The organism is Burkholderia sp. RF2-non_BP3 (assembly GCF_001522185.1).
In the GTDB taxonomy this organism is placed as follows: Bacteria; Pseudomonadota; Gammaproteobacteria; order Burkholderiales; family Burkholderiaceae; genus Burkholderia; species Burkholderia diffusa.
In genome coordinates this window covers 115308-141175 of sequence record NZ_LOSU01000009.1, presented here as the reverse complement: position 1 = coordinate 141175, position 25868 = coordinate 115308, and the positions used below count along the sequence as shown (strand labels likewise).

General features: G+C 68.4%; 26 protein-coding genes. 15 read left to right on the top strand and 11 right to left on the bottom strand.

Annotation, left to right across the window (positions count from 1 at the left end; translation table 11 throughout):
- Window positions 1-1422: a cytochrome ubiquinol oxidase subunit I gene (locus tag WS45_RS02790; RefSeq protein ID WP_059689301.1), complete on the bottom strand. Its 1422-nt coding sequence runs from the start codon at window positions 1420-1422 to the stop codon at window positions 1-3.
- Window positions 1423-1835: 413 nt separating this feature from the next.
- On the opposite strand from WS45_RS02790, the gene ltaE reads away from it, so the two are divergent.
- Entirely contained in the window at window positions 1836-2849 is a 1014-nt protein-coding gene (gene ltaE / locus WS45_RS02785) for a low-specificity L-threonine aldolase (protein WP_059528702.1), read from the top strand.
- A 107-nt stretch (window positions 2850-2956) separates the two neighbouring features.
- On the opposite strand, the gene WS45_RS02780 is transcribed toward ltaE, so the two are convergent.
- Together WS45_RS02780 and WS45_RS02775 are read right to left on the bottom strand one after the other, a co-directional pair.
- Complete coding sequence (locus WS45_RS02780) at window positions 2957-3169, bottom strand: DUF1059 domain-containing protein (RefSeq protein WP_059528699.1); 213 nt, start codon at window positions 3167-3169, stop codon at window positions 2957-2959.
- 159 nt (window positions 3170-3328) lie between these two features.
- Window positions 3329-4234, bottom strand: a complete 906-nt coding sequence (locus tag WS45_RS02775; protein WP_059698057.1) for an HTH-type transcriptional regulator ArgP — start codon at window positions 4232-4234, stop codon at window positions 3329-3331.
- Window positions 4235-4468: 234 nt separating this feature from the next.
- Here WS45_RS02775 and WS45_RS02770 point away from each other — a divergent pair, with 234 nt between their 5' ends.
- Both WS45_RS02770 and WS45_RS02765 read left to right on the top strand, forming a co-directional pair.
- The gene (locus WS45_RS02770; protein WP_059528695.1) at window positions 4469-5539 is read left to right on the top strand and encodes an MBL fold metallo-hydrolase; all 1071 of its coding nucleotides are present in this window, start codon (window positions 4469-4471) and stop codon (window positions 5537-5539) included.
- Window positions 5540-5668: 129 nt separating this feature from the next.
- Window positions 5669-6328 carry a glutathione S-transferase family protein gene (locus tag WS45_RS02765; RefSeq protein WP_059689304.1) on the top strand — a complete coding sequence of 220 codons (660 nt, stop codon included), beginning with the start codon at window positions 5669-5671 and terminating at the stop codon, window positions 6326-6328.
- Between the two features lie 135 nt (window positions 6329-6463).
- On the opposite strand, the gene WS45_RS02760 is transcribed toward WS45_RS02765, so the two are convergent.
- The 3 genes from WS45_RS02760 to WS45_RS02750 all read right to left on the bottom strand — a co-directional run bounded on the left by WS45_RS02760 (window position 6464) and on the right by WS45_RS02750 (window position 9218).
- Window positions 6464-7159, bottom strand: a complete 696-nt coding sequence (locus tag WS45_RS02760; protein WP_059698054.1) for a phosphatase PAP2 family protein — start codon at window positions 7157-7159, stop codon at window positions 6464-6466.
- 507 nt (window positions 7160-7666) lie between these two features.
- The gene (locus tag WS45_RS02755) at window positions 7667-8305 is read right to left on the bottom strand and encodes a 2-hydroxychromene-2-carboxylate isomerase (RefSeq protein WP_059698053.1); all 639 of its coding nucleotides are present in this window, start codon (window positions 8303-8305) and stop codon (window positions 7667-7669) included.
- 133 nt (window positions 8306-8438) lie between these two features.
- Window positions 8439-9218 carry an IclR family transcriptional regulator gene (locus WS45_RS02750; RefSeq protein ID WP_059528685.1) on the bottom strand — a complete coding sequence of 260 codons (780 nt, stop codon included), beginning with the start codon at window positions 9216-9218 and terminating at the stop codon, window positions 8439-8441.
- Between the two features lie 213 nt (window positions 9219-9431).
- Between WS45_RS02750 and WS45_RS02745 the strand changes: the two genes are divergently transcribed.
- From WS45_RS02745 to WS45_RS02730, 4 genes are all read left to right on the top strand, one after another.
- The gene (locus tag WS45_RS02745; RefSeq protein WP_059698051.1) at window positions 9432-10418 is read left to right on the top strand and encodes a hydroxymethylglutaryl-CoA lyase; all 987 of its coding nucleotides are present in this window, start codon (window positions 9432-9434) and stop codon (window positions 10416-10418) included.
- Entirely contained in the window at window positions 10415-11710 is a 1296-nt protein-coding gene (locus WS45_RS02740; protein ID WP_059698048.1) for a CaiB/BaiF CoA transferase family protein, read from the top strand. The genes WS45_RS02745 and WS45_RS02740 overlap by 4 nt, the downstream gene beginning before the upstream one ends.
- 77 nt (window positions 11711-11787) lie before the next feature.
- The gene (locus WS45_RS02735) at window positions 11788-13095 is read left to right on the top strand and encodes an MFS transporter (RefSeq protein WP_059698046.1); all 1308 of its coding nucleotides are present in this window, start codon (window positions 11788-11790) and stop codon (window positions 13093-13095) included.
- A gap of 1 nt (window position 13096) precedes the next feature.
- Entirely contained in the window at window positions 13097-14221 is a 1125-nt protein-coding gene (locus WS45_RS02730; protein WP_059698044.1) for an amidohydrolase family protein, read from the top strand.
- A 24-nt stretch (window positions 14222-14245) separates the two neighbouring features.
- Here WS45_RS02730 and WS45_RS02725 read toward each other — a convergent pair whose 3' ends face one another.
- The 3 genes from WS45_RS02725 to WS45_RS02715 form a co-directional block, all read right to left on the bottom strand.
- Window positions 14246-14722, bottom strand: a complete 477-nt coding sequence (locus tag WS45_RS02725) for an SRPBCC family protein (protein WP_059689312.1) — start codon at window positions 14720-14722, stop codon at window positions 14246-14248.
- Window positions 14723-14842: 120 nt separating this feature from the next.
- Window positions 14843-15328, bottom strand: coding sequence for an SRPBCC family protein (locus tag WS45_RS02720; RefSeq protein WP_059698042.1), 486 nt, complete (start codon window positions 15326-15328; stop codon window positions 14843-14845).
- Window positions 15291-15668, bottom strand: coding sequence for an ArsR/SmtB family transcription factor (locus WS45_RS02715; RefSeq protein WP_059698040.1), 378 nt, complete (start codon window positions 15666-15668; stop codon window positions 15291-15293). Before WS45_RS02715 ends, WS45_RS02720 begins: the two co-directional genes overlap by 38 nt.
- Before the next feature lie 196 nt (window positions 15669-15864).
- Between WS45_RS02715 and WS45_RS02710 the strand changes: the two genes are divergently transcribed.
- Together WS45_RS02710 and WS45_RS02705 are read left to right on the top strand one after the other, a co-directional pair.
- Window positions 15865-16395, top strand: coding sequence for a GNAT family N-acetyltransferase (locus WS45_RS02710; protein WP_059698038.1), 531 nt, complete (start codon window positions 15865-15867; stop codon window positions 16393-16395).
- A 171-nt stretch (window positions 16396-16566) separates the two neighbouring features.
- Window positions 16567-17145, top strand: a complete 579-nt coding sequence (locus tag WS45_RS02705) for a hypothetical protein (RefSeq protein WP_059698037.1) — start codon at window positions 16567-16569, stop codon at window positions 17143-17145.
- A 134-nt stretch (window positions 17146-17279) separates the two neighbouring features.
- Here WS45_RS02705 and fabV read toward each other — a convergent pair whose 3' ends face one another.
- Window positions 17280-18482, bottom strand: coding sequence for an enoyl-ACP reductase FabV (fabV, locus tag WS45_RS02700; protein WP_059689316.1), 1203 nt, complete (start codon window positions 18480-18482; stop codon window positions 17280-17282).
- Window positions 18483-18687: 205 nt separating this feature from the next.
- Here fabV and WS45_RS02695 point away from each other — a divergent pair, with 205 nt between their 5' ends.
- From WS45_RS02695 to WS45_RS02670, 6 genes are all read left to right on the top strand, one after another.
- Entirely contained in the window at window positions 18688-19221 is a 534-nt protein-coding gene (locus tag WS45_RS02695; RefSeq protein ID WP_047902276.1) for a GbsR/MarR family transcriptional regulator, read from the top strand.
- 143 nt (window positions 19222-19364) lie between these two features.
- Complete coding sequence (locus WS45_RS02690) at window positions 19365-20630, top strand: SDR family oxidoreductase (RefSeq protein ID WP_059698228.1); 1266 nt, start codon at window positions 19365-19367, stop codon at window positions 20628-20630.
- A complete protein-coding gene (locus WS45_RS02685) occupies window positions 20627-21097 on the top strand; it encodes a DUF2269 family protein (protein WP_059528664.1) in 471 nt (156 codons plus the stop codon). Before WS45_RS02690 ends, WS45_RS02685 begins: the two co-directional genes overlap by 4 nt.
- 71 nt (window positions 21098-21168) lie before the next feature.
- A complete protein-coding gene (locus tag WS45_RS02680; RefSeq protein ID WP_059698035.1) occupies window positions 21169-22035 on the top strand; it encodes a thiol-disulfide oxidoreductase DCC family protein in 867 nt (288 codons plus the stop codon).
- Window positions 22032-23531, top strand: a complete 1500-nt coding sequence (locus WS45_RS02675) for a TIGR01777 family oxidoreductase (protein WP_059698033.1) — start codon at window positions 22032-22034, stop codon at window positions 23529-23531. The genes WS45_RS02680 and WS45_RS02675 overlap by 4 nt, the downstream gene beginning before the upstream one ends.
- A 72-nt stretch (window positions 23532-23603) precedes the next feature.
- Window positions 23604-24227 carry a glutathione S-transferase family protein gene (locus WS45_RS02670; RefSeq protein WP_059528655.1) on the top strand — a complete coding sequence of 208 codons (624 nt, stop codon included), beginning with the start codon at window positions 23604-23606 and terminating at the stop codon, window positions 24225-24227.
- 66 nt (window positions 24228-24293) lie between these two features.
- On the opposite strand, the gene WS45_RS02665 is transcribed toward WS45_RS02670, so the two are convergent.
- Window positions 24294-25697: a serine hydrolase domain-containing protein gene (locus WS45_RS02665; RefSeq protein ID WP_059698031.1), complete on the bottom strand. Its 1404-nt coding sequence runs from the start codon at window positions 25695-25697 to the stop codon at window positions 24294-24296.
- Between the last annotated feature and the right edge of the window lie 171 nt (window positions 25698-25868).

Here is a 25868-nt window from a genome sequence, read left to right as displayed (position 1 = left end):
TCAGACGGTCTCGATCAGCTCGTCGACGGCCGACATCGGGCGGCGCGCGGTATGGTCGGGGCGCGTGTCGGGCTCGCCGTGCTGTGCGTCGTGCCCGACGTCGGGCAGCGCGGGGCCGGCCTTCATCAGCTTCAGCATGTAGTACACGCCGGTGCCGAACACGAGGAAGTACACGATCACGAACGTCATCATCGACAGGCTGACCTGCTGCACCGACAGCGGCGACACGGCCTGCGCGGTGCGCATCACGCCATAGACGACCCACGGCTGGCGGCCCGCTTCGGTCGTCACCCAGCCCGCGAGCAGCGACACGAAGCCGGTCGGGCCCATCACGAGCGCGAAGCGCTGGAACCACTTCGATTCATACAGGCCGCCGCGGCGGCGCAGCAGCCATGCGAGCGCGGCGAGACCGATCATCGCGAAGCCGAGGCCGACCATGATCCGGAAGCTCCAGAACACGACCGTCGAATTCGGGCGGTCTTCGGGCGGGAAGTCCTTGAGCCCGCGGATCTCACCGTCCCAGCTGTGCGTGAGGATCAGGCTGCCGAGGTGCGGCACCTTCACCGCGTAGCGGGTCGTTTCGGCCTTCATGTCCGGAATGCCGAACAGGTTGAGCGCCGTGCCGCCCTTTTCGGTCTCCCACAGCCCTTCGATCGCGGCGATCTTTGCCGGCTGGTGCTTCAGCGTGTTGATGCCGTGCTGGTCGCCGATCACGGCCTGCAGCGGCGCGAGCACCAGCAGCAGCCACAGCGCCATCGAGAACATCTTCTTCACGCCCTTGTCGCGGCGGCCCTTCAGCAGGTGCCATGCACCCGTCGCGGCCACGACCAGCGCGGCGACGATGAACGCGGCGATCGCCATGTGGAACAGGCGGTACGGGAACGACGGGTTGAAGATGATCGCGAACCAGTCGGTCGGCACGACGCGGCCGTCGACGATCTCGAAACCCTGCGGCGTCTGCATCCAGCTGTTCGACGCGAGGATCCAGAACGTCGAGATCAGCGTGCCGATCGCGACCATCAGCGTCGCGCCGAAGTGCGCGCGCGGGCTGACGCGATTCCAGCCGAACAGCATGATGCCGAGGAAGCCGGCTTCGAGGAAGAACGCGGTCATCACCTCGTACATCAGCAGCGGCCCGGTGACGGCGCCCGCGAAGCTCGAAAAGCCCGACCAGTTCGTGCCGAACTGATAGCTCATCACCACGCCGGAGACGACGCCCATCCCGAACGCGACGGCGAAGATCTTCGACCAGAACAGGCAGAGGGTTTTGTAATACTGCTTGCCGGTCTTCAGCCAGCGATATTCGAGCACGGCGATGAAGCTGGCGAGGCCGATGCTCAGCGCCGGGAAGACGATGTGAAAGGAGACGGTGAACGCGAATTGCAGGCGGGCCAGATCGAGGGCCGAAAAAGCGGTGTCCATACCAGTTGACCGAAGCTGACGATACCCGCCGGCGGGGTGCCGGCGGACCCCGGCCGACGGGGCATCGGGGTTGGCTGGAGTATGTGCCGCGATGTTGCGCCGCGAAATGCGCCAACTCGTCGCAGATGTCCAGCCCTTCACGGGCGGTTTCGGGATAAATCGTTGATTCGTATCAAGATCGCGACGCGCGCCGCGGGTGCCGGCAGCGTGGCGGTCTGCCGCATGTGCGGCAATATGGCGCGTCGCATCACGGGAACGACGCGCCGGCGCGGAGTGTGTGCGCCGTGCCGGTCGTGCCCGGATCGGGCGGTGCGATGCATCGGCAAGCGCTGCGCGAATTGCGTACACTCTGAATCTCGTTTCGGCAGGGCCGGGCGCATCGGTTCCGGTCCGCATTCACTCAGGGCACGAAGATGATCGATTTGCGCAGCGATACCGTGACACGTCCGAGCCAGGCGATGCTGGCCGCGATGACTGCCGCCGAAGTCGGCGACGACGTATGGGGCGACGACCCGACCGTGCTGCGCTTGCAGGCGGTGACGGCAGAGCGGGCCGGCAAGGAAGCCGGCCTGTTCTTCCCGAGCGGCACGCAGAGCAATCTGGCCGCGCTGATGGCCCATTGCGAACGCGGCGACGAATACATCGTCGGGCAGCTCGCGCACACGTACAAGTACGAAGGCGGCGGTGCGGCCGTGCTCGGCAGCATCCAGCCGCAGCCGATCGAGAACGCGCCCGACGGCACGCTGCCGCTCGCGAAGATCGCCGCCGCGATCAAGCCCCTCGACAATCACTTCGCCCGCACGCGCCTGCTCGCGCTCGAAAACACGATCGGCGGCCAGGTATTGCCGGACGGCTATGTCCAGGAAGCCGTCGCGCTCGCGCGCGCCCGCGGGCTGGCCACGCACCTCGACGGCGCGCGCGTGTGCAATGCGGCCGTTGCGTCCGGCCGTCCGATCGCGGAACTGTGTGCGCCGTTCGATACCGTGTCGATCTGCTTCTCGAAAGGGCTCGGTGCGCCGGTCGGTTCGGTGCTGGTCGGCAATCGCGCGCTGGTCGAGCGCGCGCAGCGCTGGCGCAAGGTGCTGGGCGGCGGGATGCGCCAGTCGGGCATTCTCGCGGCGGCCTGTCTGTATGCGCTCGACCACAACGTCGAACGGCTGGCCGACGATCACGCGAACGCCGCGCATCTCGCCGCGGGCCTCGCGCGCATCGAGCCGGTGAAGGTGCTGTCGCATGCGACGAACATGGTGTTCGCGCAATTCCCCGAAGCCGATTGCGCGCCGCTCGAAGCGTGGCTCAAGGAACGCGGAATCCTCACGCAGATGCTGTACGCGTCGCGCTTCGTCACGCATTGCGACGTGTCGCGCGCGGACATCGATACCTTCATCGACGCGGTCGGCGCGTATTTCGCGCAGCGGCGCGCGTAAGGCGGAGCGCGCCGGCCGGCGGAGGCGCCGGCGCGGCGCGAAGCGGGAGTGGGGCGGCGACGTGGCGGTAGTGCCGGCCGTCTGTCGATATCCGGCGTGCGGGCGGATTACGCTTGCCGGGGCATGTCGGCGGGCGGCGTGCCGTCGCGGAACAGCGCTTTCAGCTGCGTGCGAAGTTCGGCGCTGTCGGTGTGCTGGTGCACCGAGACCGCATGCTGCACGGCGGCCTCCAGTAGCTCGTTGTCGGAGTCGGCGGAAATCGCGATCGAGCAGTGCATCGCGCTGGGAAACTCGCGGCAGTCGATATAGCGGCGGGACATGATGTTCTCCTCACGGGACAGGGAACGGCCGGATGTGCTGGATCGACCGCGCGGCGCGTTCGCGAGGCCGATGAAAAAAGTATAGGCGGCGCGGCGCGGTTGCTCGCCGTCATGCGTACCGCACCGCGTGCCGCGCCGGCGACGCCGGTCGCCCGCGGGTCACGGCAGCGGCGCGAGCAGCCGGCGCGCCGCTTCGACCACCCGCGCGGACAGCGACGCCATCGTCGGCGACTGCACGGTCCATGCGTGCCAGTACAGCGCGATATCGGTCGGATGCATGGGCGCGAGATCGACGAGCCCCTGCGCGTCGAGCGGCGCACCCCCGATCAGCGGCTCCGGCACCATCGCGTAGCCGAGCCCGTGCCGCACCGCCGCGAAATGCGCGTGCGTGCCCGGCACGTAATGGCACGGATACGCGCCTTGGGGCAACCCGAATTTCTCCTTCAGGAACGTGGACTGCAGCGTGTCGCGCCGCGAATACGCGACGACGGGCGCATGGTGCGCGCTCGTGCGGTTCAGCCCGCGTGGAAACCAGCGCACCGCGAACGCGGCGGCCGCGAGCAGGCGGTAGCGCATCGTGCCGAGCGGCGTCGCGACGCAGCCGCGCATCGGTTTCGACTCGGTCGTCACGCAACCGACGGCCATCCCGCTTTCGAGCAACGCGAACGTGTGATCCTGGTCTTCGACGATCAGCTCGAACAGGATGCGCTCGCCCGCGAGCACCGACGTCAGGGCGGGCAGGAACCAGGTGCCGAGGCTGTCGGAGTTCAGCGCGATCGTGACGGAGATCGGCGATTCGCGTTCGGCCGCGAGCGTGCTTTGCAGGTCGGCCTGCAGCAGCGCGACGCGGCGCAGGTGCTGCAGCACGCGCTGTCCGGCCACCGTCGGCCGGCACGGCCGCGCGCGCAGCACGAGCGGCGTGCCGAGGCTCGCCTCCAGCGCACGCACGCGCTGCGTGACGGCGGACGCGGTCACGTGCAGGCGCACGGCGGCCTGCTCGAAGCTGCCGGTGTCGGCGACGGCCAGGAGCGCGGCGGCCTGCTTCGGATCGATCGTCATCGACATGTCGGCGCAATTCCTGTGAACGTAAGACGAGAACAGGCGGTAGTGTAAGGCAGCGCGCGCGACGCTCCGGGCGCGGCATGACGTCTCGCCACCTGCGGCGATGCCGGTGGCGCGCGTGTTTTGAACTACGCTGTATGAACGTGCGCCCCGCGCGCCGGCGATACACGCGGGGCGGGTTGTCCGACCCGCACCCTCCATCCAACCGACACGCCCAGCCGACGGAGCGACTTCGCCATGATCTTCCGGCAACTCTTCGACCCGCAATCGTCGACCTACACGTACCTGCTCGCCGACCGCGCATCGGGCGAGGCGCTGCTGATCGATCCCGTGTTCGAGCAGGTGCGCCGCGATGCGGCGCTGCTCGACGAGCTCGGACTGCGGCTCGTCGCCACCATCGATACGCACGTGCACGCCGATCACGTGACGGGGGCGTGGCTGCTGAAGCAGCGCACCGGCAGCGCGATCGCGATTTCGGCCGCCAGCGGCGCGCAGGGCGCCGACCGCTACCTGAACGACGGCGATCGCTGCGCATTCGGCACGCGCTACCTGACCGTGCGCGCGACGCCGGGCCATACGAGCGGCTGCATCAGCCTCGTGCTCGACGACGAATCGATGGCGTTCACCGGCGACTGCCTGCTGATTCGCGGCACCGGCCGCACCGATTTCCAGCAGGGCGACCCGCGCGCGCTGTATCGCGCGGTCCACGGTCGGCTCTTCACGCTGCCGGCCGCATGCCTGCTGTACCCCGCACACGACTATCGCGGTTTGACGGTGACGAGCGTCGGCGAGGAGCGGCGCTTCAATCCGCGCCTCGGCGGCGATCTCAGCGAGGACGATTTCGCGGGCTACATGCGCAATCTCGGGCTCGCGCATCCGCGCCAGATCGACGTCGCGGTGCCCGCAAACCTTCAATGCGGCGTTGCCGCGAACGCGCCCGACGTGCAGGCGGCGCCCGACTGGGCGCCGCTCGTCTATACGTTCGCCGGGTTCTGGGAAATCGATCCGCAGTGGCTCGAGGATCACCTGTCGGCGGTACAGGTGGTCGACGTGCGCGAGCCGGACGAATTCACCGGCCCGCTCGGCCATCTGCCCGGCGCGACGCCGATTCCGCTCGGCGAACTGGCCGCGCGCACCGGCGAGCTTGCGCGCGACCGGCCGATCGTGACCGTATGCCGCGCGGGCGGCCGCTCCGCGCAGGCGACCGTGATTCTGCTGAAAGCCGGTTTCGATGCCGTCGCGAACCTCGGCGGCGGGATGCTGCGCTGGCGCGGCGAAGGCCGCGTCGTGATGGACGGCCGGTCGTAGCGGCGCGGTGCGCGCGGAGCAAAAAAATCGATCGGTCCGATGTCGAATCGGCCAGGCGCCGTTCGTCGTCAAGGTATCCGATCACGTGGCGCCGCATGACGCGGCGCCGAAACCCTGAGAGACCTCGCGATGATGCCGACGCTATACGCCCATCCCTTTTCCTCCTATTGCCAGAAGGCGCTGACCGCGCTGTACGAGAACGGCACGCCGTTCGCGTACCGCGTGCTCGCGCACGACGATCCGAAGCCGATGCAGGAACTGGCCGCGCTGTGGCCGCTGAAGCGCTTTCCGGTGCTCGTCGACGCGGGCCGCACCGTGATCGAGGCGACGATCATCGTCGAGTATCTCGATCTCTATCATCCGGGGCCCGTTCGGCTGGTGCCCGAGGACCGGCGCGCGGCGCTGGAAGTGCGGACGATGGATCGTTTCTTCGACAACTATGTGTCGACGCCGCAGCAGAAGGTCGTGTTCGATGCGCTGCGGCCGGCGCACGAGCGCGATGCGCGGGGCGTCGCCGATGCGCGCGCGATGCTTGAAACGTCATACGCATGGCTGGATCGAACGATGGCCGATCGCGAATGGGCGGCCGGCGACCGCTTCAGCCTCGCCGACTGCGGCGCGGCGCCGTTCCTGTTCTATGCGGACTGGACGCACCGGATCGACCCGTCGTTCGCGAACGTGATCGCGTATCGCAAGCGGCTGCTGGCGCGGCCGTCGTTTGCGCGTGCGGTCGACGAGGCGCGGCCGTATCGTGCGTTCTTCCCGCTCGGCGCGCCCGATCGCGACTGACGAGCGCGGCCGCGGTTGCCGGCGCGGCGACGACCTGACCGGCGGCGCGCGCGGTGCGCGATGCCGCCGCGCAGGGCCGGCAGCGCGTGCCCGGGCGTCGTGACGACAGCAGCGGATGCATCGGGCGCCGTCCCGTTACATCGTCGTGTGCTTGACCGACTGCGCGAGCGTCAGCAGTTCGTCGAACTGCGTGATCAGCTCGAAGCACAGCAGGAACGCGAGCGTATAGGCCGGTGCGGGAAAGCGCCGGATCGCCTCCAGCACCTGCGGCGCGAAGCGCGATCGGATCGCATCGCGCGTCAGCAGCCACGCGATCGCGATGCCGATCGCGGCGCCGGCGATCAGGTCGGTCGGATAGTGATAGCCGAGATACGCGCGCGGCACGCAGATGAACACGACCGCGTACAGCAGCGCGAGCACGCCGGCGCGGCGCGCGATGATGAAGATGCCGGTCGCGATCGCCATCCACAGCATCGCGTGATCGCTCGGAAAGGAACTCCAGGCCTGCAGCGTGGCCGCACGCAGCTCCTCGGACGGGAAGTGCAGATGCAGATCGGGGTTGTAGATCGGCCGCACGCGGAACGGCAGGACTTTCGCGAGCAGCCGGCCGAACGCGAGCGCGACGAGCCCGCTCGCGACGGTCGCGATGACCAGTTCGCGTTGCCGTTCGCGTTCCGGTCCCGACTGGAACCACAGCCAGCACAGCACGGGGATGAGGATGAAGCCCTTGAACGTATAGAGGCCGGCGATCACGCGGATCGCGTGGTTCATCAGCGGTCCGAACGAGATGTGGGTGAGGAAGACCTGGATCGTGGTGTCGAAATTATTCATGTTCTGCGACCCCGGCGGACACGCAGCACATGACACGCGACCGGCGGGGATCAGGAAGCGCGCTCGCACCGGAGCGCAATGGGGGGCAAGTATGTCACCGGTAATTTCGAAGAAAATGGGAAAAAATACCGGGATTCCCCTGAGAAAACGCGATTTTCCGATGGGGCCGGATTGGAAGCGACCGTGCGGCGCGGTCATGTCGAATCATCTGACGGTTGCGCGCGCATTCGCTGCGCATCGTCGAAAATAATCCGTTGAACTGGACAATTCGGCGGGCCATCGCGGATCTTGCATCGGATGACCGAATGCGCATCGCGTCTCGCGCGGATCTGCCGTGTCGCGCCGGGCCGCGCAGCACCGAACGAAAATAAAAATAAAAAGAAAAGGCGGGCAGGCCGTGTGGGCCTGCCCGCTTCGCATTTGCCAACGGCGCTTGCGCCAGGTGCTGCTCGCGGACTTCGTCGCGATGACGCGAAGCCGTGCCGCTGCGCGTCGTCGTGCGTGCCGTCAGCCGCGCCGGATGCCTTCCGGCAGCGCGCTGATGCGGCGCACTTCGGGCGAGTCGAGCCACGCGCGGGACGTCGCGCAGTCGACGAACATGTCGGTCGCATCGTCGCCCCAGAACAGGTCGCCGTCGAGCTCGAAGGTCGGCACGCCGAACACGCCGTGCGCGATCGCCTGATCGGTGTTCGCGCGCAACGCGTCCTTCACCGGTTGGGCCTCGACGGCCGTCACGCCTTCCGGAAAGCCGACCGCCTTGCACAACGCGGCGAAGCCGTCCGGCGTCGACACGTCCTGGCCGTCGCGCCAGATGTGCCGGAAGATTCGCCGGATCGCATCGGGCGTGTTGCCCATCGCGATCGCGAGACGCAGCGGCCGGATCGGGTTGAACGGATGCGCGGGCGGCATCCGGAACGGAATGCCGAGCTTGTCGGCGCGGTATTGCGCGTGGCGATAGGTGAAGATGCGCTTCGCGGCGATCTCGGCCGGCGCTTTCTGGCCCCAGTGCGCGAGCAGCGCGCCGAGCACGATCGGTTTCGGCTCGTATGCGGCGGCAGGCGGCAATGGGTCGAACCGTTCCTGTTGCAGATACGCGAACGGCGAAACGAAATCGAAATACCAGGTGGCGGTGCGCGCGGTGTTCATCGTGGGGTTCCCTTGCGTGTCCGGACGGCGGGTGCATGTGCGGCGCCGACGGGCGGCGTGCCGCATGCGTCGACGGCCAGTGTCGCATGCGGCCGCCTTTTGCGCTGCCTCATCGCCGCATGCGCGCGGCCGGCTAGGGCTGGGCGGGGCTGTCCGGTATCGCGAATCGGGCGAGACTGTCGCGCACGGCTTGCGCATCGTAGCGCGCGCCCGCGCCACCGAGCGCGACCGTCGCCTTCTGCGCGAGCGGTAACAACATCGCGAGCGCCGCGGCCATCGCCGGCGCGGCGGCCAGCCGCGATATCGGACCGGACACCGTCAGCGCGCCGACGCAGTCGCCGGCCGCGCCGAACACCGGCACGGAGGCCGACGCGGTTTCCGGGTCGCGCTCGCCGTACGACGCAGCCCACAACTGTTCGCGCACGTCGTTCCAGCGCGCATCGTGCGGCTCGGTGAACGCGAGCAGCACCTTCCCCGACGCCCCCTGGTGAACCGGAAACTCCTCGCCGACCCGGATCGACACGCGCACCGTGCGCGTGGGTTCGACGCGGTAGAGCACCGAGCGCATGTCGCCATGGCGCACGTAGAACGATGCCGTCTCGCCGAGTTCGCGGCTCAGCGTCTCGAGCAACGGTTCGACGACCGGGCCGACCCGGAACGAGCGCTGATACAGCGCGGCAAGCCGCAACGGCTCGTGTCCGACCGCGTACTGGCCGTCGTCGAGCTTGCGCACGAAGCCGCCGTGCTCCAGCGCGGCGAGCAGGCGCAGGATCGTGCTCTTGTACAGCCCGGTGCGGCGCGACAGTTCCGCGAGCGACAGCCGGTCGTCCGTTTGCCCGAAAGCGTGGAGGATCGCGAACGCGCGATCCAGGACGGCGACGCCGCTGGAGGCTTCGGCCGACGCGTCGGGCATTTCGTCGGTGTGATCTGCGGAAGTCGAGGTCGGGGGCACGGCGCGTGGTTCTTTTGGGTGACGGTCGATCGACTATATCGTTCTGCCTGACAGAACTCAAGTTCCAAAAAATCGCAATTTCACGGGTATACCCCGCTTACAGCCGATTCGACGCGCCTCTAAAGTTCCGTCAAACAGAACGATGTTCTTTCAGATAGAACTATGAGGTGTCGAATGAGCGTTGCCGGGTATTCGAAGGTGCTGGTCAGCGAGGTCGGGCCGCGAGACGGCCTGCAGAGCATCAAGGCCGTGATGCAGACGGCCGACAAGTTGCGCTGGATCACCGCGCTCGCCGCGGCCGGTCTGCGCGAGATCGAGGTCGGGTCGTTCGTGCCCGCGCGGCTGTTGCCGCAGATGGCCGACGTGCAGGCGGTCGTCGCGCATGCGCTGACGATTCCGGGGCTGCACGTCGCCGCGCTCGCGCCGAACCTGCGCGGCGCCGAAAGCGCGTTCGAGGCGGGGATCCACAAGTTGACGCTGCCGGTATCGGTGACCGAAGCGCACTCGCTGGCGAACATCCGCAAGACGCCGGCGCAGATGATCGACGAGGTGCGCGCGATCGTCGCGCTGCGCGATGCGCGGTTTCCGTCGGTGCAGATCGAGGCCGGCGTGTCGGTCGCGTTCGGTTGCACGATCGCCGGCGCGGTCTCCGACGACGAGACGATCGCGATGGCGGCCGCGATGGCCGAATGCGGGGTCGACGAGATCGGTCTGTCCGATACGAGCGGCTACGCGAATCCGGCGCAGGTGCGCCGGCTGTTCGTGCGCTTGCAGCGCGAAGTCGGCGACAAGGCCGGCGGCGCGCACTTCCACAATACGCGCGGGCAGGGGCTCGCCAATGTCGTCGCGGCGCTCGACGCCGGCGTGACGACGATCGACGCGAGCCAGGGCGGTCTCGGCGGCTGCCCGTATGCGCCGGGCGCGACCGGCAACATCGTCACCGAGGATCTCGTGTTCCTGCTGGAGTCGATGGGCGTCGACACGGGCGTCGATGCCGACGCGCTGCTCGCCGCGCGCGCGATCCTGCACGCGGCGCTGCCCGGGGAGCCGCTGTACGGCCACGTGCCGGATGCGGGGCTGCCGAAGGGGTTCCGGTACGCGGACGGCCGTGCGCCGGCGGCGGCCCAGCCGGAAGGCTGCGTGACGGGAGTCGCGCAATGAACGATCGCCAACCGGCTTCGCCGCTGCCGTACGAAGGCGTGCGCGTGATCGAGATGACGCACATGGTGATGGGCCCGACCTGCGGCATGCTGCTCGCGGATCTCGGCGCGGAAGTCATCAAGATCGAGCCGATCGCGGGCGACAGCACGCGTGCGCTGCGCGGTTCCGGCGCGGGCTTCTTCGGGATGTTCAACCGCAACAAGAAGAGTCTCGCGGTCGACGTGAAGGATCCGCGCGGTCTGGAGATCGTGCGGCGGCTCGTCGCGACGGCGGACGTCTTCAGCGAGAACTTCAAGAGCGGCACGATGGATCGGCTCGGTCTCGGTTATCCGGCGCTGTCGTCGCTGAATCCGCGCGTGGTGTACGTGTCGCACAAGGGCTTCCTGCCGGGGCCGTACGAACATCGCACCGCGCTCGACGAAGTGGTGCAGATGATGGGCGGTCTTGCCTACATGACGGGCCCCGAAGGCCGGCCGTTGCGCGCGGGTTCGAGCGTGAACGACATCATGGGCGGGATGTTCGGCGCGATCGGCGCGATGGCCGCGCTCGCGCAGCGCGAACGCACCGGCCGCGGCCAGCAGGTGCAGAGCGCGCTGTTCGAGAACAACGTGTTTCTCGTCGCGCAGCACATGATGCAGTTCGCGGTGACGGGGCAGGCCGCGTCGCCGATGCCGAGTCGCATTTCCGCGTGGGCCGTCTACGACGTGTTTGCCGTCAAGGACAACGAACAGATCTTTCTTGCGGTGGTGTCCGATACGCAGTGGGCGCTGTTCTGCGACGCGTTCGGTTTCGCCGCATTGAAGGACGACGCGCGCCTCGCGACCAACAACCTGCGCGTGCAGGCGCGCGAGTGGCTGCTGCCCGAACTGCGTGCGCGGCTCGCCGTGCATTCGGCTGAGGAGATCGGCGCGATCTTCGAATCGATCGGCCTGCCGTATGCGCCGATCACGAAGCCGCAGGACCTGTTCGACGATCCTCACCTGCTCGCGACGGGCGGGCTCGAAGCCGTGACGCTGCCGGCCGACGCGAGCAGCGCCGGCCGGCCGGTCGACACGCATACCGCGCTGCTGCCGCTCACGCTCGCGGGCGAGCGCTTGCGGCTGCGTTCGGCGCCACCCGCGCTCGGTCAGGACACCTGCGTACTGCTCGGCGAGCTTGGCTATACGCCGGACGAGGCGCGGGCGCTGATCGAAGCCGGCGTCGTCGCCGGGCGGCACGCGCAGGGCGCGGACGGCCAACCGCCGGGTGTGCCGGCCGACACGCCTTCGCCGAACGAAGTGGCGAGCGCGTAGCGCCGCCGCGACCCAACGAACGACGCATCCCGCCCGCGATCGCGCGGGCGCGGAGTGCCGCATCCACGGAGACAACCATGACATCCGCTTCCCCGGCGCTGGACGCCGATCGCGAAACCGACGCGTCGATCGAGCAACGGGCCGTGCGCAAGGCCGCATGGCGCTTCATTCCGCTGCTCGCGCTCGCGTACTTCTTCAACTACCTGGACCGCACGAGCGTCGGGTTCGCCGCGCTGACGATGAACCGCGATCTCGGCCTGACCGCGACGCAGTTCGGCTGGGGCGCGGGGATCATGTTCGCGGGCTATTGCGCGTTCGAAGTGCCGAGCAATCTCGCGCTGTACCGCTTCGGTGCGCGGCGCTGGCTCGCGCGCATCATGATCACGTGGGGGCTGATGGCGGCGGCAACCGCGCTCGCGACGGGGCCGACGAGCTTCTATGCGATCCGGCTGCTGCTCGGCATCGGCGAGGCCGGGTTCTTTCCGGGCGTGATCTTCTTCCTCGCGGTGTGGTTTCCGGCGAGTTACCGCACGCGCGTGCTTGCCTGGTTCACCGTGTCGACGCCGCTGTCGTCGCTGATCGGCGGCCCGCTGTCGACCTGGCTGCTGCAGCTCGACGGTGTGCTGGGCCTCGCGGGCTGGAAGTGGATGTTCATCGTCGAAGGGCTGCCCGCGTGCGCGCTCGGCTTTCTCGTCCTGAAGCTGCTGTCGGATTCCCCGGCCACGGCTGCGTGGCTGTCGGACGACGAGCGTGCCGCGCTGCAGCGCGCGTTCGAGCGCGACGGCGCCGCCGCCGGCCGCAAGAAGCGCTTCGGCGTCGCGCTGCGTGACGTGCGCGTCTACGTGCTCGCGCTGATCTCGTTCGGCTTCACGATGGGCTCGTACGGCATCGGCATCTGGCTGCCGCAAATGCTGAAGGCGCACGGGATGTCCACGATGCAGACCGGCTGGCTGTCCGCGGTGCCGTACTTCTTCGCGACGATCGCGTTGCTGTGGTGGGCGAAGCGGGTGGACCGGCGCGGCGGCCCGGTCGCGAACCTGGCGATCGGATTGTTCATCGGCGCGGTGGCGCTCGGCGTGTCGACCCATTTCCTGACGCTCGGGCCCGCGCTCGTCGGCATCACGCTCGCGCTGATCGGCACCATTGCCGGACGCACGATCTTCTATACGCTGCCTTCGCGCTTCCTGTCCGGCCAGGCCGCGGCCGGCGGGCTGGCGCTGATCAATTCGATCGGCGCGCTCGGCGGATTCGCGGGCCCGTATCTCGTCGGCTACCTGAAGGACAGCTTCGGCACCTTCACGGCCGGGATGCTCGGCCTTGCGATCGTCCTGGCGATCACGACGCTGCTCACGCTGTCGCTGTATGCATTCGACCGGAGCGAATGACATGACGATTTCGATCAAACGACGCCGGCTGCTCGGTGCGGCCGCCGCATCGCTCGCGCTGCCCGGGTGCGTCAATACGCGCGCGCCGGCCCAACACGGACCTTCCCGCATGACGACCCAAGGCAACTATCTCGCGGTGCGCAACGACTGGCTCGCATCCGCGCTCGAACCCGCGCTCGATCCGGATCTGCCGATCATCGATGCGCACCATCACTTCTACGAGCGGCCGGGCTGGATCTACATGCTCGACGACTATCTGCAGGATGCGCGATCCGGCCACAACGTCCAGGCATCCGTCTACATGCAGGCGCTGACGCGCTATCGCGACGCGGGGCCGGCCGAACTGAAGCCGGTCGGCGAGACGGCCTATGTCGCCGGCGTGACGGAGCCGCTGCAACGGAGCGGTCCGGCCGTCGCGAAAGGCATCGTCGGGCATGCGGACCTGCGGCTCGGCGAGCGCGTGCGCGACGTGCTCGAAGCGCATGTCGACGCCGGTCGCGGACGCTTTCGCGGCGTGCGACACCTGACGACCTGGGATGCCGATCCGTCGCTCGCCAACCCGTTGTCGGCGGTGCCGCGCGGGCTGTTGCTCGATCCCGCGTACCGCGCCGGCGTCGCGCAGCTTGCGCCGCTCGGACTGTCGTACGACGCGTGGCTGTTCTTTCCTCAATTGCCCGAGCTGTTCGATCTGGCGAAGGCGAACCCCGACACGCGGATCGTCGTCAATCACTGCGGCGGCGTCGTGCGGATCGCGAGCTATGCGGACCAGCGGCCGGAAGTGTTCAAGCGATGGTCTGCGTCGATGCGCGAACTGGCGCGGCTGCCGAACGTATTCGTGAAGGTTGGCGGCCTCGGCATGCGGATCAATGGCTTCGAGTTCGAGAAGGGCGCGCGGCCGCCGTCGTCCGAACAGCTCGCCGACGCATGGAAGCCGTGGATGCTCACGTGCATCGAGGCGTTCGGCGCCGAGCGCTGCATGTTCGAGAGCAATTTCCCGGTCGACAAGGGCTCGTATTCGTACGTGAACGGCTGGAACGCGTTCAAGCGGCTGACCGCGCACGCGAGCCCGAGCGAGCGCGATGCGCTGTTCCGCGGGACCGTCACGCACGCGTACCGGCTCGGCTGACGCGTACTGCGTCGTCGCCTCGGGCTAGCCCTTCTCGACCAACGCGGCCAGCCGGGCGAGCGCCATTTGCCAGCCGGCCTCGTTGTCGGCGGCCGGCACGCCGGGCGGCACACCGTCGTGCACCGCATCGACGCGTGTGCCGCCTGCTTCGTCGGACAGCGTGATCGTGACCGTCATCGCGCCGCGCAGCATCGGATCGTCGGTTTCGAACACGTCGATTTCGACGATCTGCTGGTCCGGCACGAGCGTCACGAAGCGGCCGTGATAGGTGTCGGTGTGCGCGGTGGTCTTGCCGGTGCCGTCCGACGGTTCGTCGTAGCTCAGCGACACGCGCAGCGCGCCGCCTTCGCGCGTGTCGTATGCGTGCACGCGGCACGTCATGCCGTCGGGCACCTTCCATTGTTCGACGGCATGCGGATCGAGCAGCGCGCGATAGACGCGCCCGCGCGGCGCGTTCAGGTGCCGGCTGACCCGGGTCGAATGCGTGTGCATGTGCAGCATGTGGCCTCCCGCGGAACGCGCACGACGGTGCACGCCGGATACCGGCGTGTCGTCGTGCTTCCTTCAGGAATCCTAGGCGCGCGCGCGGCCGCATGCAATGGCCCGCGCATGCGGCCGCATTCAGCGCAACGCGGCCGCGAATTCGTCGAGCTGCGTGATGCAGATGTTCCAGCCCTCGAAAAATCCGAGGGCCTCGTGGCGTTCGCGCGTCGCGGCATCAGGATGCATCACGCGCGCCTCGTAGCGGCAGCCGGCGGGGTCGTCGGCTATCGTGATGACGGCCGTGAAGCCCAGCCACGGCACCTGCGGCCGCCAGCCGCCCGTGAGCATCGACGTGAATGCGATTCGCGCTTCCGGCACGATTTCGAGGAAGCAGCCGGGGTTGTCGCTCGTGCCGCCGTCGGGGCCGCGCATGAACGTGTGGAAGGCGCCGCCCGGGCGCAGGTCGAACGCGCGCACTTCGGTGGTCCACGGTTTCGGGCACCACCATTCCTTCAGCAATTCCGGGTCGGTCCATGCGCGCCAGAGTGCCTGGCGCGGCGCGCGCAGCGTGCGCGTGATGACGAGGTCATGGGCTTCGGCGGGGTCGACGTGGCTGGTTGACATGCGCTTGCTCCTCCTGGTGACGGCGTTCGACGAATGCCACGAGGCGATCGGAGCGCGCTTCCCACTGCGCGCGCTGCGTGGCGAGCCACTGCTCGGCTTCCGCCAGCCGGCTGCCGACCAGCTCGCAGGTGCGCGAGCGGCCGGTTTTCCGGGTCGTGACGAGGCCGCTTCGCTCGAGCACCGCGAGATGCTTCATGAACGACGGCAGCGCCATGCCGAACGGCGCGGCCAGTTCCGAAACGGTTCGCCCGCCATTGCCGAGCGCGCCGACGATCGCGCAGCGTGTCGGATCGGCGAGGGCGTGGAATACGTCGCTGATACCGGGTTGAAAGTTAGCCATGTGGCTAAGCATAGGCGATGCAGCGGGATTTTTCATCGCGTAGCATGATGGGGCGGGAACACGCGCCGATCGGGCTGGGCGCCGTGTTGCCCGAGACCGGCCGCCGTTGCGCATGCATCCACCGCACGCCGGCGTTCCATTCGATCCGGGCGCACGCCGGCCGAACGCGTGCCCCACCTGACATACCGGAGAGGGTATGACCGAACCCGTGACCGTGCGCCGCCTCGATGCGGGCGAAGCGCATGCGTGCATTGATGCGCTGGCCGATGTGCTGATCGATTGCGTCGAGGGTGGCGCGTCCGTCAGCTTCATGTTGCCGATCGAGCGCTCGACCGCCGTGGCGTTCTGGACGCGCGTCGCCGACGGCGTCGCGCGCGGCGAGCGCATCCTGCTGGTGGCCGAGGACGCCGCCGGCCGGATCGTCGGCACCGTCCAGGTCGTGACCGCGCAGCCGCAGAACCAGCCGCATCGCGCGGACATCGCGAAGATGCTCGTGTCCCGTCATGCACGCCGGCAGGGGATCGCGGCGCGGCTGATGACGGCTGCCGACGAAGCCGCGCGCGATGCCGGCAAGACCGTGCTCGTGCTCGACACGGTGACGGGCGGCGATGCCGAGCGTCTGTACGAGCGGGCCGGCTGGCAGCGCGTCGGCGTCGTGCCGAACTTCGCGCTGATGCCCGACGGCGCATTGTGCGCGACGACGTATTTTCACAAGCAGCTCGCGTAACCGGGCTGGATGCGATCGCCAGCCGGCTCGCGATCGGCGCGCCTTGCGGCGGAGCGGGGCCGCGGGCAGGACGCCGGGCGGACACGAAAATCCGGCCGGCGACGGCGCCGCTCCGATATATTCGTGCTGGAACATGCCACGACCATGCCAACGGAAGGAATCACTGCCTCGATGAAACGCTCCCATGTCGCCTTCGCCCTCACGGGCCTGCTGGTCGCGGTGCCGATTGCCGCCTACGCGCTCGTCAAGCCGCTGCGCGTCGTCGCGCCCGCGCTGCTTCCCGGCGTGTCGTGCCCCAGCGCGGACATCTGCACGGACGATGCCGCGACGTTCGGCGCCGCGCAGCAGCTCTATCGCGACGGTTATGCGCGCGCGGCGGCGGCCGTGGGCCCGTTTCGCGAGGCCCCGCGCGTCGTGTTCTGCTCGACGCGCGAGTGTGCCGACAAGTTCGGTCTCGGCGAACGCGCGGCACTGACGCTGGGGGATTTCGGCGTGGTCATCGCGCCGCGCGGCTGGCAGACCTACTTTCTCGCGCACGAACTGATTCATCACCGTCAGGCCGAAGTGCTCGGCAACCTCGCGGTCGCGACCAAGCCGCGCTGGCTGATCGAGGGGATGGCGTACGCGCTCAGCGACGATCCGCGTCATCCGCTGACGGAGCCGTTCGAGTCGTGGCGCGCGCGTTTCGGCGCGTGGCATGCGGCGCTGGGCGGACAGCCGATGTGGGATGCCGCAAGGGCGGTGGAATAGCGCGGGACGCGCGCGCACGGCGGCGAGCGCGAACCGCGTTGTCGGCGGATGTGTGAAGAGGGGGCGACGCCGTTCGTGCTTCGCCCCTGGAGAGTCAGCCCGCCGCCACGCGTCGTGCGCGGCGGGCCCGGTCGTCAGACCGTGGTGTCGATGATGCCCGGGATCTGCACGTCCGGGTTCACGTCCGCGTCGTAGTCGACGCCGGCGATCTCGAAGCCGAACAGGCGCAGGAACTCGGTCTTGTAGCCGGCGAAGTCGGTCATCTCGTACAGATTCTCGTTCGTCACCTTGTCCCACATGGCGACGACCTTGGCCTGCACTTGCGGATCGAGCTCCTTGTAGTCCGCGCGCAGGCGGCCTTCGTCGTCGATGTGCGGCGTCGCGCCGTACATGCTGTCCTTCAGGAGCCCGTACACCTGCTCGATGCAGCCTTCGTGCGTGCCCTTTTCCTTCATCACCTTGAACAGCAGCGACAGGTAGAGCGGCATCATCGGGATCGCCGAGCTCGCCTGCGTGACGACGGCCTTCAGCACCGACACGCGGGCATCGCCGCCGTGCGCGGCCAGCTTGTCGCGGATCGACAGCACCTTCTTGTCGAGATCCTTCTTCGCTTCGCCGATCGAGCCGTTCCAGTAGATGTCGTGCGTGATCTGCTCGCCGAGATACGTGAACGCGGTCGTCTTCGCGCCGTCGGCCAGCACGCCGGCTTCAGCGAGCGCGTCGATCCACATCTGCCAGTCCTCGCCGCCCATCACGGCGACGGTGCCGTCGATCTCTTCCTGCGTCGCCGGCTCGAGCGAGACTTCGCGGATCACTTCCTTGTCGGTGTCGAGGCCGCGGAACGTGACCGACTTGCCGACCGGCTTGAGCGTCGAGCTGATCGTTTCGCCCGTCTTCGGATGCGTGCGGCGCGGTGCCGCGAGGCTGTAGACGACCAGGTCGACCTTGCCGAGATCCTGCTTGATGGTGTCGATCGTGATCTGCTTGACCTTGTCGGAGAATGCGTCGCCGTTGATGCTGCGCGCATAGAGCCCCTTTTCCGCGGCGAATTTCTCGAACGCGGCGCTGTTGTACCAGCCGGCGGTGCCCGGCTTCGTTTCGCTGCCGGCGCGCTCGAAGAACACGCCCAGCGTGTCCGCGCCCGAGCCGAACGCGGCCGAGATCCGGGCGGCGAGGCCGTAGCCCGTCGACGCGCCGATCACGAGCACCTTCTTCGGGCCGTTGGCGATCGGGCCGTGCGAAGTCACGTAGTCGATCTGTTCCTTGACGTTGGCTTCGCAGCCGACCGGATGTGTCGTCACGCAGATGAAGCCACGCACGCGCGGTTTGATGATCATGAAAACCTCTAGTCAGAAAGGCGCGGACGGCCTGAAATCGGAAAAATCCCGCGCATTGTAATGGAAGCGGGCGGTCAGGGCGGGAAAGGCGGGCGGCGGCGGCATTCGCGGTGGCCCGGGGTCGGATCATCGAGGGCGGCGATTGACGTCGCCTCCAGTTATTTCTCTCTTGACAGAAATAACTGAAAAAACTAAATTTCCGGACATGGAACTCACACCGATTGCCGAACGATTCATTCTCCACTGGGGCGAAATGGGCTCGCGGTGGGGCGTCAACCGCACCGTCTCGCAGATTCATGCGCTGCTGTACCTGGCCGGAAGGCCGGTCGCGGCCGACGAGATCGCCGAGACGCTCAACGTCGCGCGCTCCAACGTCAGCACGAGCCTGAAGGAACTGCAGGCATGGCGGCTCGCGAAGGTCGTGCACGTGCTGGGCGATCGCCGCGACCACTTCGAGACGTCGACCGACATCTGGGAACTGTTCAAGCTGATCGTCGAAGGGCGGCGGCAGCGCGAGATCGAACCGACGCTCACGGTGCTGCGCGATTGCCTGACGAGCCCCGAGATCGCCAACGAGAGCCGCGAAACCGAACAGCGCATTCGCGACACGCTGCAGTTCGTCGAGACGCTCACGACCTGGTCGGACGAGATGCTGCGGCTCAAGCCCGACACGCTGATGAAGGCGCTCGGGATCGGCGCGAAGATCAGCCAGACGGTCAGGCGCAAGTCGTCGAAGTAGGCGGCACCGGACATGCGGGCACGCAGCCCGCTTTTTTTGGAATCTGTATTTCTGTCATTACAGAAATAACTGTATATAGAGGATGAAACAATGAACGAAACCGTGCTGTCGATCCGCCGGCATTGCGCATCGCGGAGCGCGACATGAACATCCTCGTCTGCGGCGCGAACGGCTTCATCGGGCGGGCGCTGGGCGCGCGGCTCGAGGCCGGCGGCCATCGCGTGCTGCGCGGCGTGCGGCATGCCGTCGGCCCGCACGACGTCGCGATCGACTTCGCGAAGGACGTCGATGCTGACGCGTGGCTCGCCCGGCTGGACGGCGTCGACGTGGTGATCAATGCGGTCGGGATCCTCGCCGACCGGCGTGACGAGACGTTCGACACCGTGCATCGCGCGGCGCCCTGCGCGCTCTTCACCGCATGCTGCCGTGCCCGCGTGCGACGCGTGATTCAGATCTCGGCGCTGGGCGTCGAGCGCGGCGACACGCCGTATTTCGCCAGCAAGTACGCGGCCGACACCTTCCTGCAGACGCTGCCGCTCGATTACCGGATCGTGCGTCCGGCGCTCGTCTACGGCACCGCCGGCACGTCCGCCCGGTTCTTCCGGATGCTCGCGAGCCTGCCCGTGCACGTGTTACCTGCGGGCGGCCATCAGCGGCTGCGCCCCGTGCACGTCGACGATCTCGCCGAACTCGTCGCGCGGCTCGTCGATGCGCCGGCGGCCGGCCGCGCCGTCATCGACGCGGTCGGCGGCGATGAAGTCGAGTATCGCGAGATGCTGAGCGTCTATCGCGCCGCGCTGGGCTTCCCGCCGGCGGCGCGCGTGACGCTGCCGGGCCCGCTGGTCGGCGCGGCGGCCGCGCTGCTCGGCACGATGCCGGGCGCGATGCTGACCCGCGACACATGGACGATGCTGCGCGGCGGCAACACCGGCGATCCCGCCGCGCTCGCGGCCGTGCTCGGCCGGCCGCCGCTCGGCCTGCGGGATTTCATCGGCGCGAACGCGAACGCGAACGCGGCCGCGCTGCGCTGCGATGCGCTCGCGATGTGGCGGCGGCCGCTGCTGCTCGGCGCGCTCGCGATCGTCTGGATCTGGACGGCCATCGTCAGCGCGTTCATCCATCCGCGGCACGACAGCCTCGCGATGCTCGCCCGCGTCCACCTGAGCGGACTGCCCGCGCTGATCGCGCTCTACGGCGCATGCGCGCTGGACTTCGCGTTCGGCGTGGCGACCGTCGCCGCGCCGTCCCGCCGTCTGTGGGCCGCGCAAGGCGCGCTGATCGTCGCGTATTCGGCCGTCATCGCGGTCACGATGCCCGGGCTGCTCGCCGAGCCGTTCGGCCCCGTGCTGAAGAACGTGCCGATTCTCGCGATCCTGTTGATCCTTTTTTCAGAAGAAGAACACGCATGAACATCTATCTCGTGATCAAGACGCTGCATATCCTGTCCTCGGTGCTGATGGTCGGCACGGGCTTCGGCACCGCGTTCTACTTGTTCTTCGCGAACCGCACGCGCTCGGTGCCGGCGATCGCCGCCGTGTCGCGCCTCGTGGTGCGCGCGGACTGGTGGTTCACGACGCCGGCCGTGCTGTTCCAGCCCGCGTCCGGGCTGTGGCTCGCGCACACGGCCGGCTGGCCGTTGACGACGCCGTGGCTCATGGCGTCGATCGTGCTGTATGCGGTCGCGGGCGCGTGCTGGCTGCCGGTCGTGTGGCTGCAGATCGAGCTGGCCGCGATGGCGAAGCTCGCGCATGCGAATGGCGATGCCGAGCTGCCGGCACGCTACTGGCGTTATGCGAAGCGCTGGGAGTTGCTCGGCTATCCGGCGTTCTTCGCGATGTTGAGCGTGTATTTCCTGATGGTGGTCAAGCCGATGTAAGCGCGCCGTCGGCGCACGGGAAAGCAGTCGATCGATTCATGATGCACGCGTAAACAAAAGGAGTGCGAATCATGGACTCAAGTGAACTGGTGCTGTACTTCGACGGGCGATGTCCGTTATGTGTCGCGGCGATACAGCGTCTTCGGGCCCGCGACGCGCGACAGCAGCTGGCATTCGTCGATATCGCCGGGCCGGGCTTCGATCCCGCTCCGCTGGGCGTCGACCTGCCCGCGCTGAATCGGGAGCTGCACGTGCGCCTGCCGGACGGACGCATGCTGACCGGTGTGGACGGCATCCTGGCCGCCCATGCGCTGACCGGGCGAAGCCGGCTCGTCCGGCTGCTTCGCGTGCCGGTCGTGCGCACTGCGCTGGCGCTGCTGTATCGCCGCGTCGCGCGCAACCGGCTTGCCGTCTCGCGCTGGCTCGGCTATCGCGCCGAAGCACCGTGCGACGGGGGGGCGTGCGGTATCGACCGAGCCGCCGAATCCGCAGCGGATCGTCCCGCACGCGATGACGTGCGCCGCGTCGTGTTGGCCTGGATGTACGGCGCGGCGATCGCACATCTGCTCGTCGGCATTGCCGTTCCGTGGGTAGCCGGCACGCCATCGTTCGACGCGTATCACAGCGTCATCGAGCGACATTTCTGGGCGGGAATGGCGCCCGAACCGGCGCGCGCGCAGCAGATCTGGTGGATGGCGCTGATTGGTGCGACGGTGCAATGCGCGTCGGTCTGGATGCTGGCGCTCGTCCACCTCGGCAACCGGCTGCGCCGGCGGGAAGTGTGGGGGTGGCTGCTGGCCGGCCTGTTGATCTGGGCGCCGCAGGACATGCTGTTTTCATTGCAGGCACATGTATGGGGCCACGTCGCGATCGACGCGGCGGCACTCGTCGCGATGGTGCCGCCACTCGTCTGGCTCTGGAGGAGGGACAGCGTATGAACACCTTGCCCGCTTTCGATTGGGCGCTCATCCTGTTGATCGTGCAGGGCGCGATGGGCGCATTCGATACGCTCTATCACCACGAGCTCACGCAGGATCTGCCGCACCGCCCGCGCGCGCGGCTCGAGCTGACGATTCACGCGGTGCGCTCCGTGCTTTACGGTCTCGTGTTCGCGTCGATCGCGAACGTGGCCTTTCACGGTGCCTGGGTCGCGGCCATCGCGGCGGTGGTGGTCGTCGAGGTGGTGCTGACGTTGTGGGATTTCGTCGTCGAGGATCGGAGCCGCAAGCTGCCGGCGACCGAGCGCGTGCTGCATACGCTGCTGGCCGTCAACGGCGGTGCGCTGTTCGGGATGGTCGCGATACAGCTGGCCGCCTGGGCGCACGAGCCGACCGCGCTGCAGGCGCTCGATCTCGGCTGGCGCGGCGGGTTGCTGAGCTTGTTTGCCGTCGGCGTGACGGTATCGGGAATCCGCGACGGGATCGCGGCCTGCCGGATCGCGCGACGCGCGCCGGCCGCCAATCCGTTCGCGGGGCACCCGCCGGGGAACGTGCTCGTCACCGGCGGGACCGGCTTCATCGGCGAAACCCTCGTGAACGGGCTGCTCGATGCAGGGCATACGGTCACGTTGCTGGCACGTGATCCGCTGCGCGCGGCCTACCAGTTCCACGGCCGCGTGCGCAGCGTGACGTCCGTCGAGCAGTTGCAGCCGCATGAGCGTTTCGACACGATCATCAATCTCGCGGGGGCGCCGGTGCTCGGCGCGCGCTGGAGCAAACGCCGGCAGGCATTGCTGCTCGCCAGCCGGGTTGGCGTCACGGAATCGCTGATGCGCTGGGTCGAGACCGCCGAGGTCAAGCCGCGCACGTGGATCCAGGCGTCGGCGATCGGCTACTACGGCGTGCGTCCTTCCGACGAGCCGCTCGACGAGAGCAGCAGCGCCGGCACCGGCTTCATGTCCGAGCTGTGCCGGCAGTGGGAGCAGTCCGCGCAGGCGCTCGAGCATCACGGCGTTCGCTCGGTGGTGCTGCGGCTGGGCCTCGTGTTCGGCCCCGGCGGCGCGTTGCGCGCGATGCTGCTGCCGCATTACTTCGGGGTGGGCGGGCGATTCGGCGACGGCACGCAGGTAATGAGCTGGATCCACCGGGATGACGTGCTGCGAATCATCGCGCGCGCGATGGGGAATTCGGGCATGCACGGCGTCTACAACGCGGTCGCACCCGCGCCGTTGACCCAGCGCGAGTTCGTGCAGGTCGTGTCGAAGGTGCTGCACCGCCCGGCCTGGCTGCACGTGCCGGCCGCGCCGCTGCGCATCGCGATGGGAGAGATGGCCGCGCTGCTGCTGGATGGGCAGCGGGTGATGTCGGCGCGGCTGCATCAGGACGGATTCGTGTTCCGGTTCCCGACGGCCGAGCATGCGCTGCGTGACCTGACGAATCGGCCGCACGCGGATTTTCCGCGTACGGCATGTCGTTTGCCGGGTGGTCGTGTATAAACTCGACGGGAGCGCGTTCGGGCCGTTTCGCGCGTTCCGAACGCTTCGCATTCGACCTCACAAGGAGCCTGCATGCTGCACATCCTCGGCAAGATCCCGTCCATCAACGTCCGCAAGGTGCTGTGGCTGTGCACCGAACTCAACCTGCCGTTCGAACAGGAAGACTGGGGCGCGGGCTTTCGCACGACCAACGATCCGACGTACCTCGCGCTGAATCCGAACGGCCTCGTGCCGGTGATCAAGGACGACGACTTCGTGCTGTGGGAGTCGAACACGATCATCCGCTATCTCGCGAACCGCTATGGCGGCGACGCGCTCTATCCGGCCGAGCCGCGCGCACGTGCGCGGGTCGATCAGTGGATCGACTGGCAGGGCACGGACCTGAACCGTTCGTGGGTCGGCGCGTTCCTCGGCCTCGTACGCAAGTCGCCCGATCACCAGGACCCGGCGGCGATCGCGCAGTCGATCGCGGGCTGGACGAAGCACATGCAGATCCTGAACGCGCAACTCGAAGCGACCGGCGCGTTCGTGGCCGGCGACCACTTCACGCTCGCCGACATTCCGATCGGCCTGTCGGTGAACCGCTGGTTCGGCACGCCGTTCGAGCACCCGGATTTCCCGGCGGTGAAGCGCTACATCGAGCGTCTGGCGACGCGCGAGGGCTTCAAGCAGTATGCGGGCAGCGCGAACCCGTAACGCATTGCATGTCGCGCGCGATGCGGCGGCTTGACCGCCGCCGCATCGCCGCCTCCCCGTGGCACGTCACGTGCCGGACGCCGGTACGGCCTCGAGCACGCGCGCGAGAAACGCCTCGTGATTCCACGCGGATTCCGGTCGCGACACGCCGAGTCGCACGACCACCAGCTCGCGGCTCGGCACCACGCTCACGAACTGGCCTTCATGGCCGACCGCATGAAACGCATCGGCGGGCAGCGTGCGAGCGTGCGGATCGCGATCGTTGAACGGCTCCGGCACCTTCACCCACAGATGCGCGCCGAATTCTCCGCGCGTCGACAGCGGCGTCGCGCGCGTCAGGTAGCGCACCCAGCCTTCCGGCAGCCGCCGCTGCCCGTCCCACACCCCGTCCTGCAGCAGAAGCTGCCCGAAGCGCGCCCAGTCGCGCGCGCTCGCGTACATGAACGACGCGCTGCCGAGCGTGCCGGCCGCATCGGGCTCGAACACCGCGCTGCGCATCCCGAGCGGCGCGAACAGCGCGCGGCGCGGAAACGCGAGGTAGTCGCTCTCGGTGCCGCCCATCGCCTCGCGCATCACGCGCGCGACGATCGCGCTCGTGCCGCTCGAGTAATACCACTGCGTGCCGGGCTGCGCGGCGAGCGGCTTGGCCGACGCGAAGCGCGCGGTGTCCGGCTGCGTGAACAGCATCACGGCGACGTCGGACAGCGGGTCGTCGTAGTCCTCGTTGAATTGCAGGCCGCTCGTCATCCGCAGCAGCTCGTCGAACGTGATCGCCGCGCGCGGGTCGCCGCCGTCGCGCCATTCGGGCAGCAGCGCCGACGCGTCCGGCGACAGCTTGTGCTGCGCGACGAGCATGCCGGCCAGCGTGGCCGTCACGGTCTTCGTCATCGACCAGCCGGGTAGCGGCGTATCGGCGGTGAAGCCGGGCGCATAGCGTTCGGCGACGATCTGGCCGCGCCACATCACGACGACCGCGCGGGTGCGCCGCGGCCGCGCCGGATCGGGTTCGTCGAACGCGCGGTCGAGCGCGGTCTGCAGCTTGCGAGCGTCGATGCCGGCGGGCGGTGCGGCCGGCGCCGCCGCCTGCGCGGGCGGCGGATCGGGGACGGGCGGCAGCGCGGCCGGCAGCACGCCGGGCGACGGCCCGAGCGCGAGCGTGCAGCCGAGCCCGGGGCGAAAGTCCGCCTCGCGTTGCGCGAACCCGGCGAACGTTGCGACGGCCCGATGATGCTCCGGATCGATCGACGGGCGCACCAGTTTCAGCAGCGGGTGCACGCCGGCCATGATGTCGACGTCGATCACCGACGCGGCCGGACGGCCCGACACGAACACGCCGGAACACAGCGCCTTCGCGGCATAACCCGTCGCGATCGGGGCCAGCCGCGACAGCATGTAGCCGGTGTAGCCGGCAGCGGCGACGAGCGCGACGGCGGTACCGCGCAGGATCAGCGATTTGAAGGGGATCGTCATGCGCGAGCGTCCTCGGTGGCGTGCCGGCCGGCAACGATCCGGCAGTGTCGCAGGTTCGGGCGAGCGGTGGCAATCGCGGGGGTGGCGACGCCGGGCGGCGTCGGTCAGGCGGCATGGTGCCCGGCGTGTGCGAATCGCATGTGTCGATCGCGCAGGGGCGAACGGGCCGCA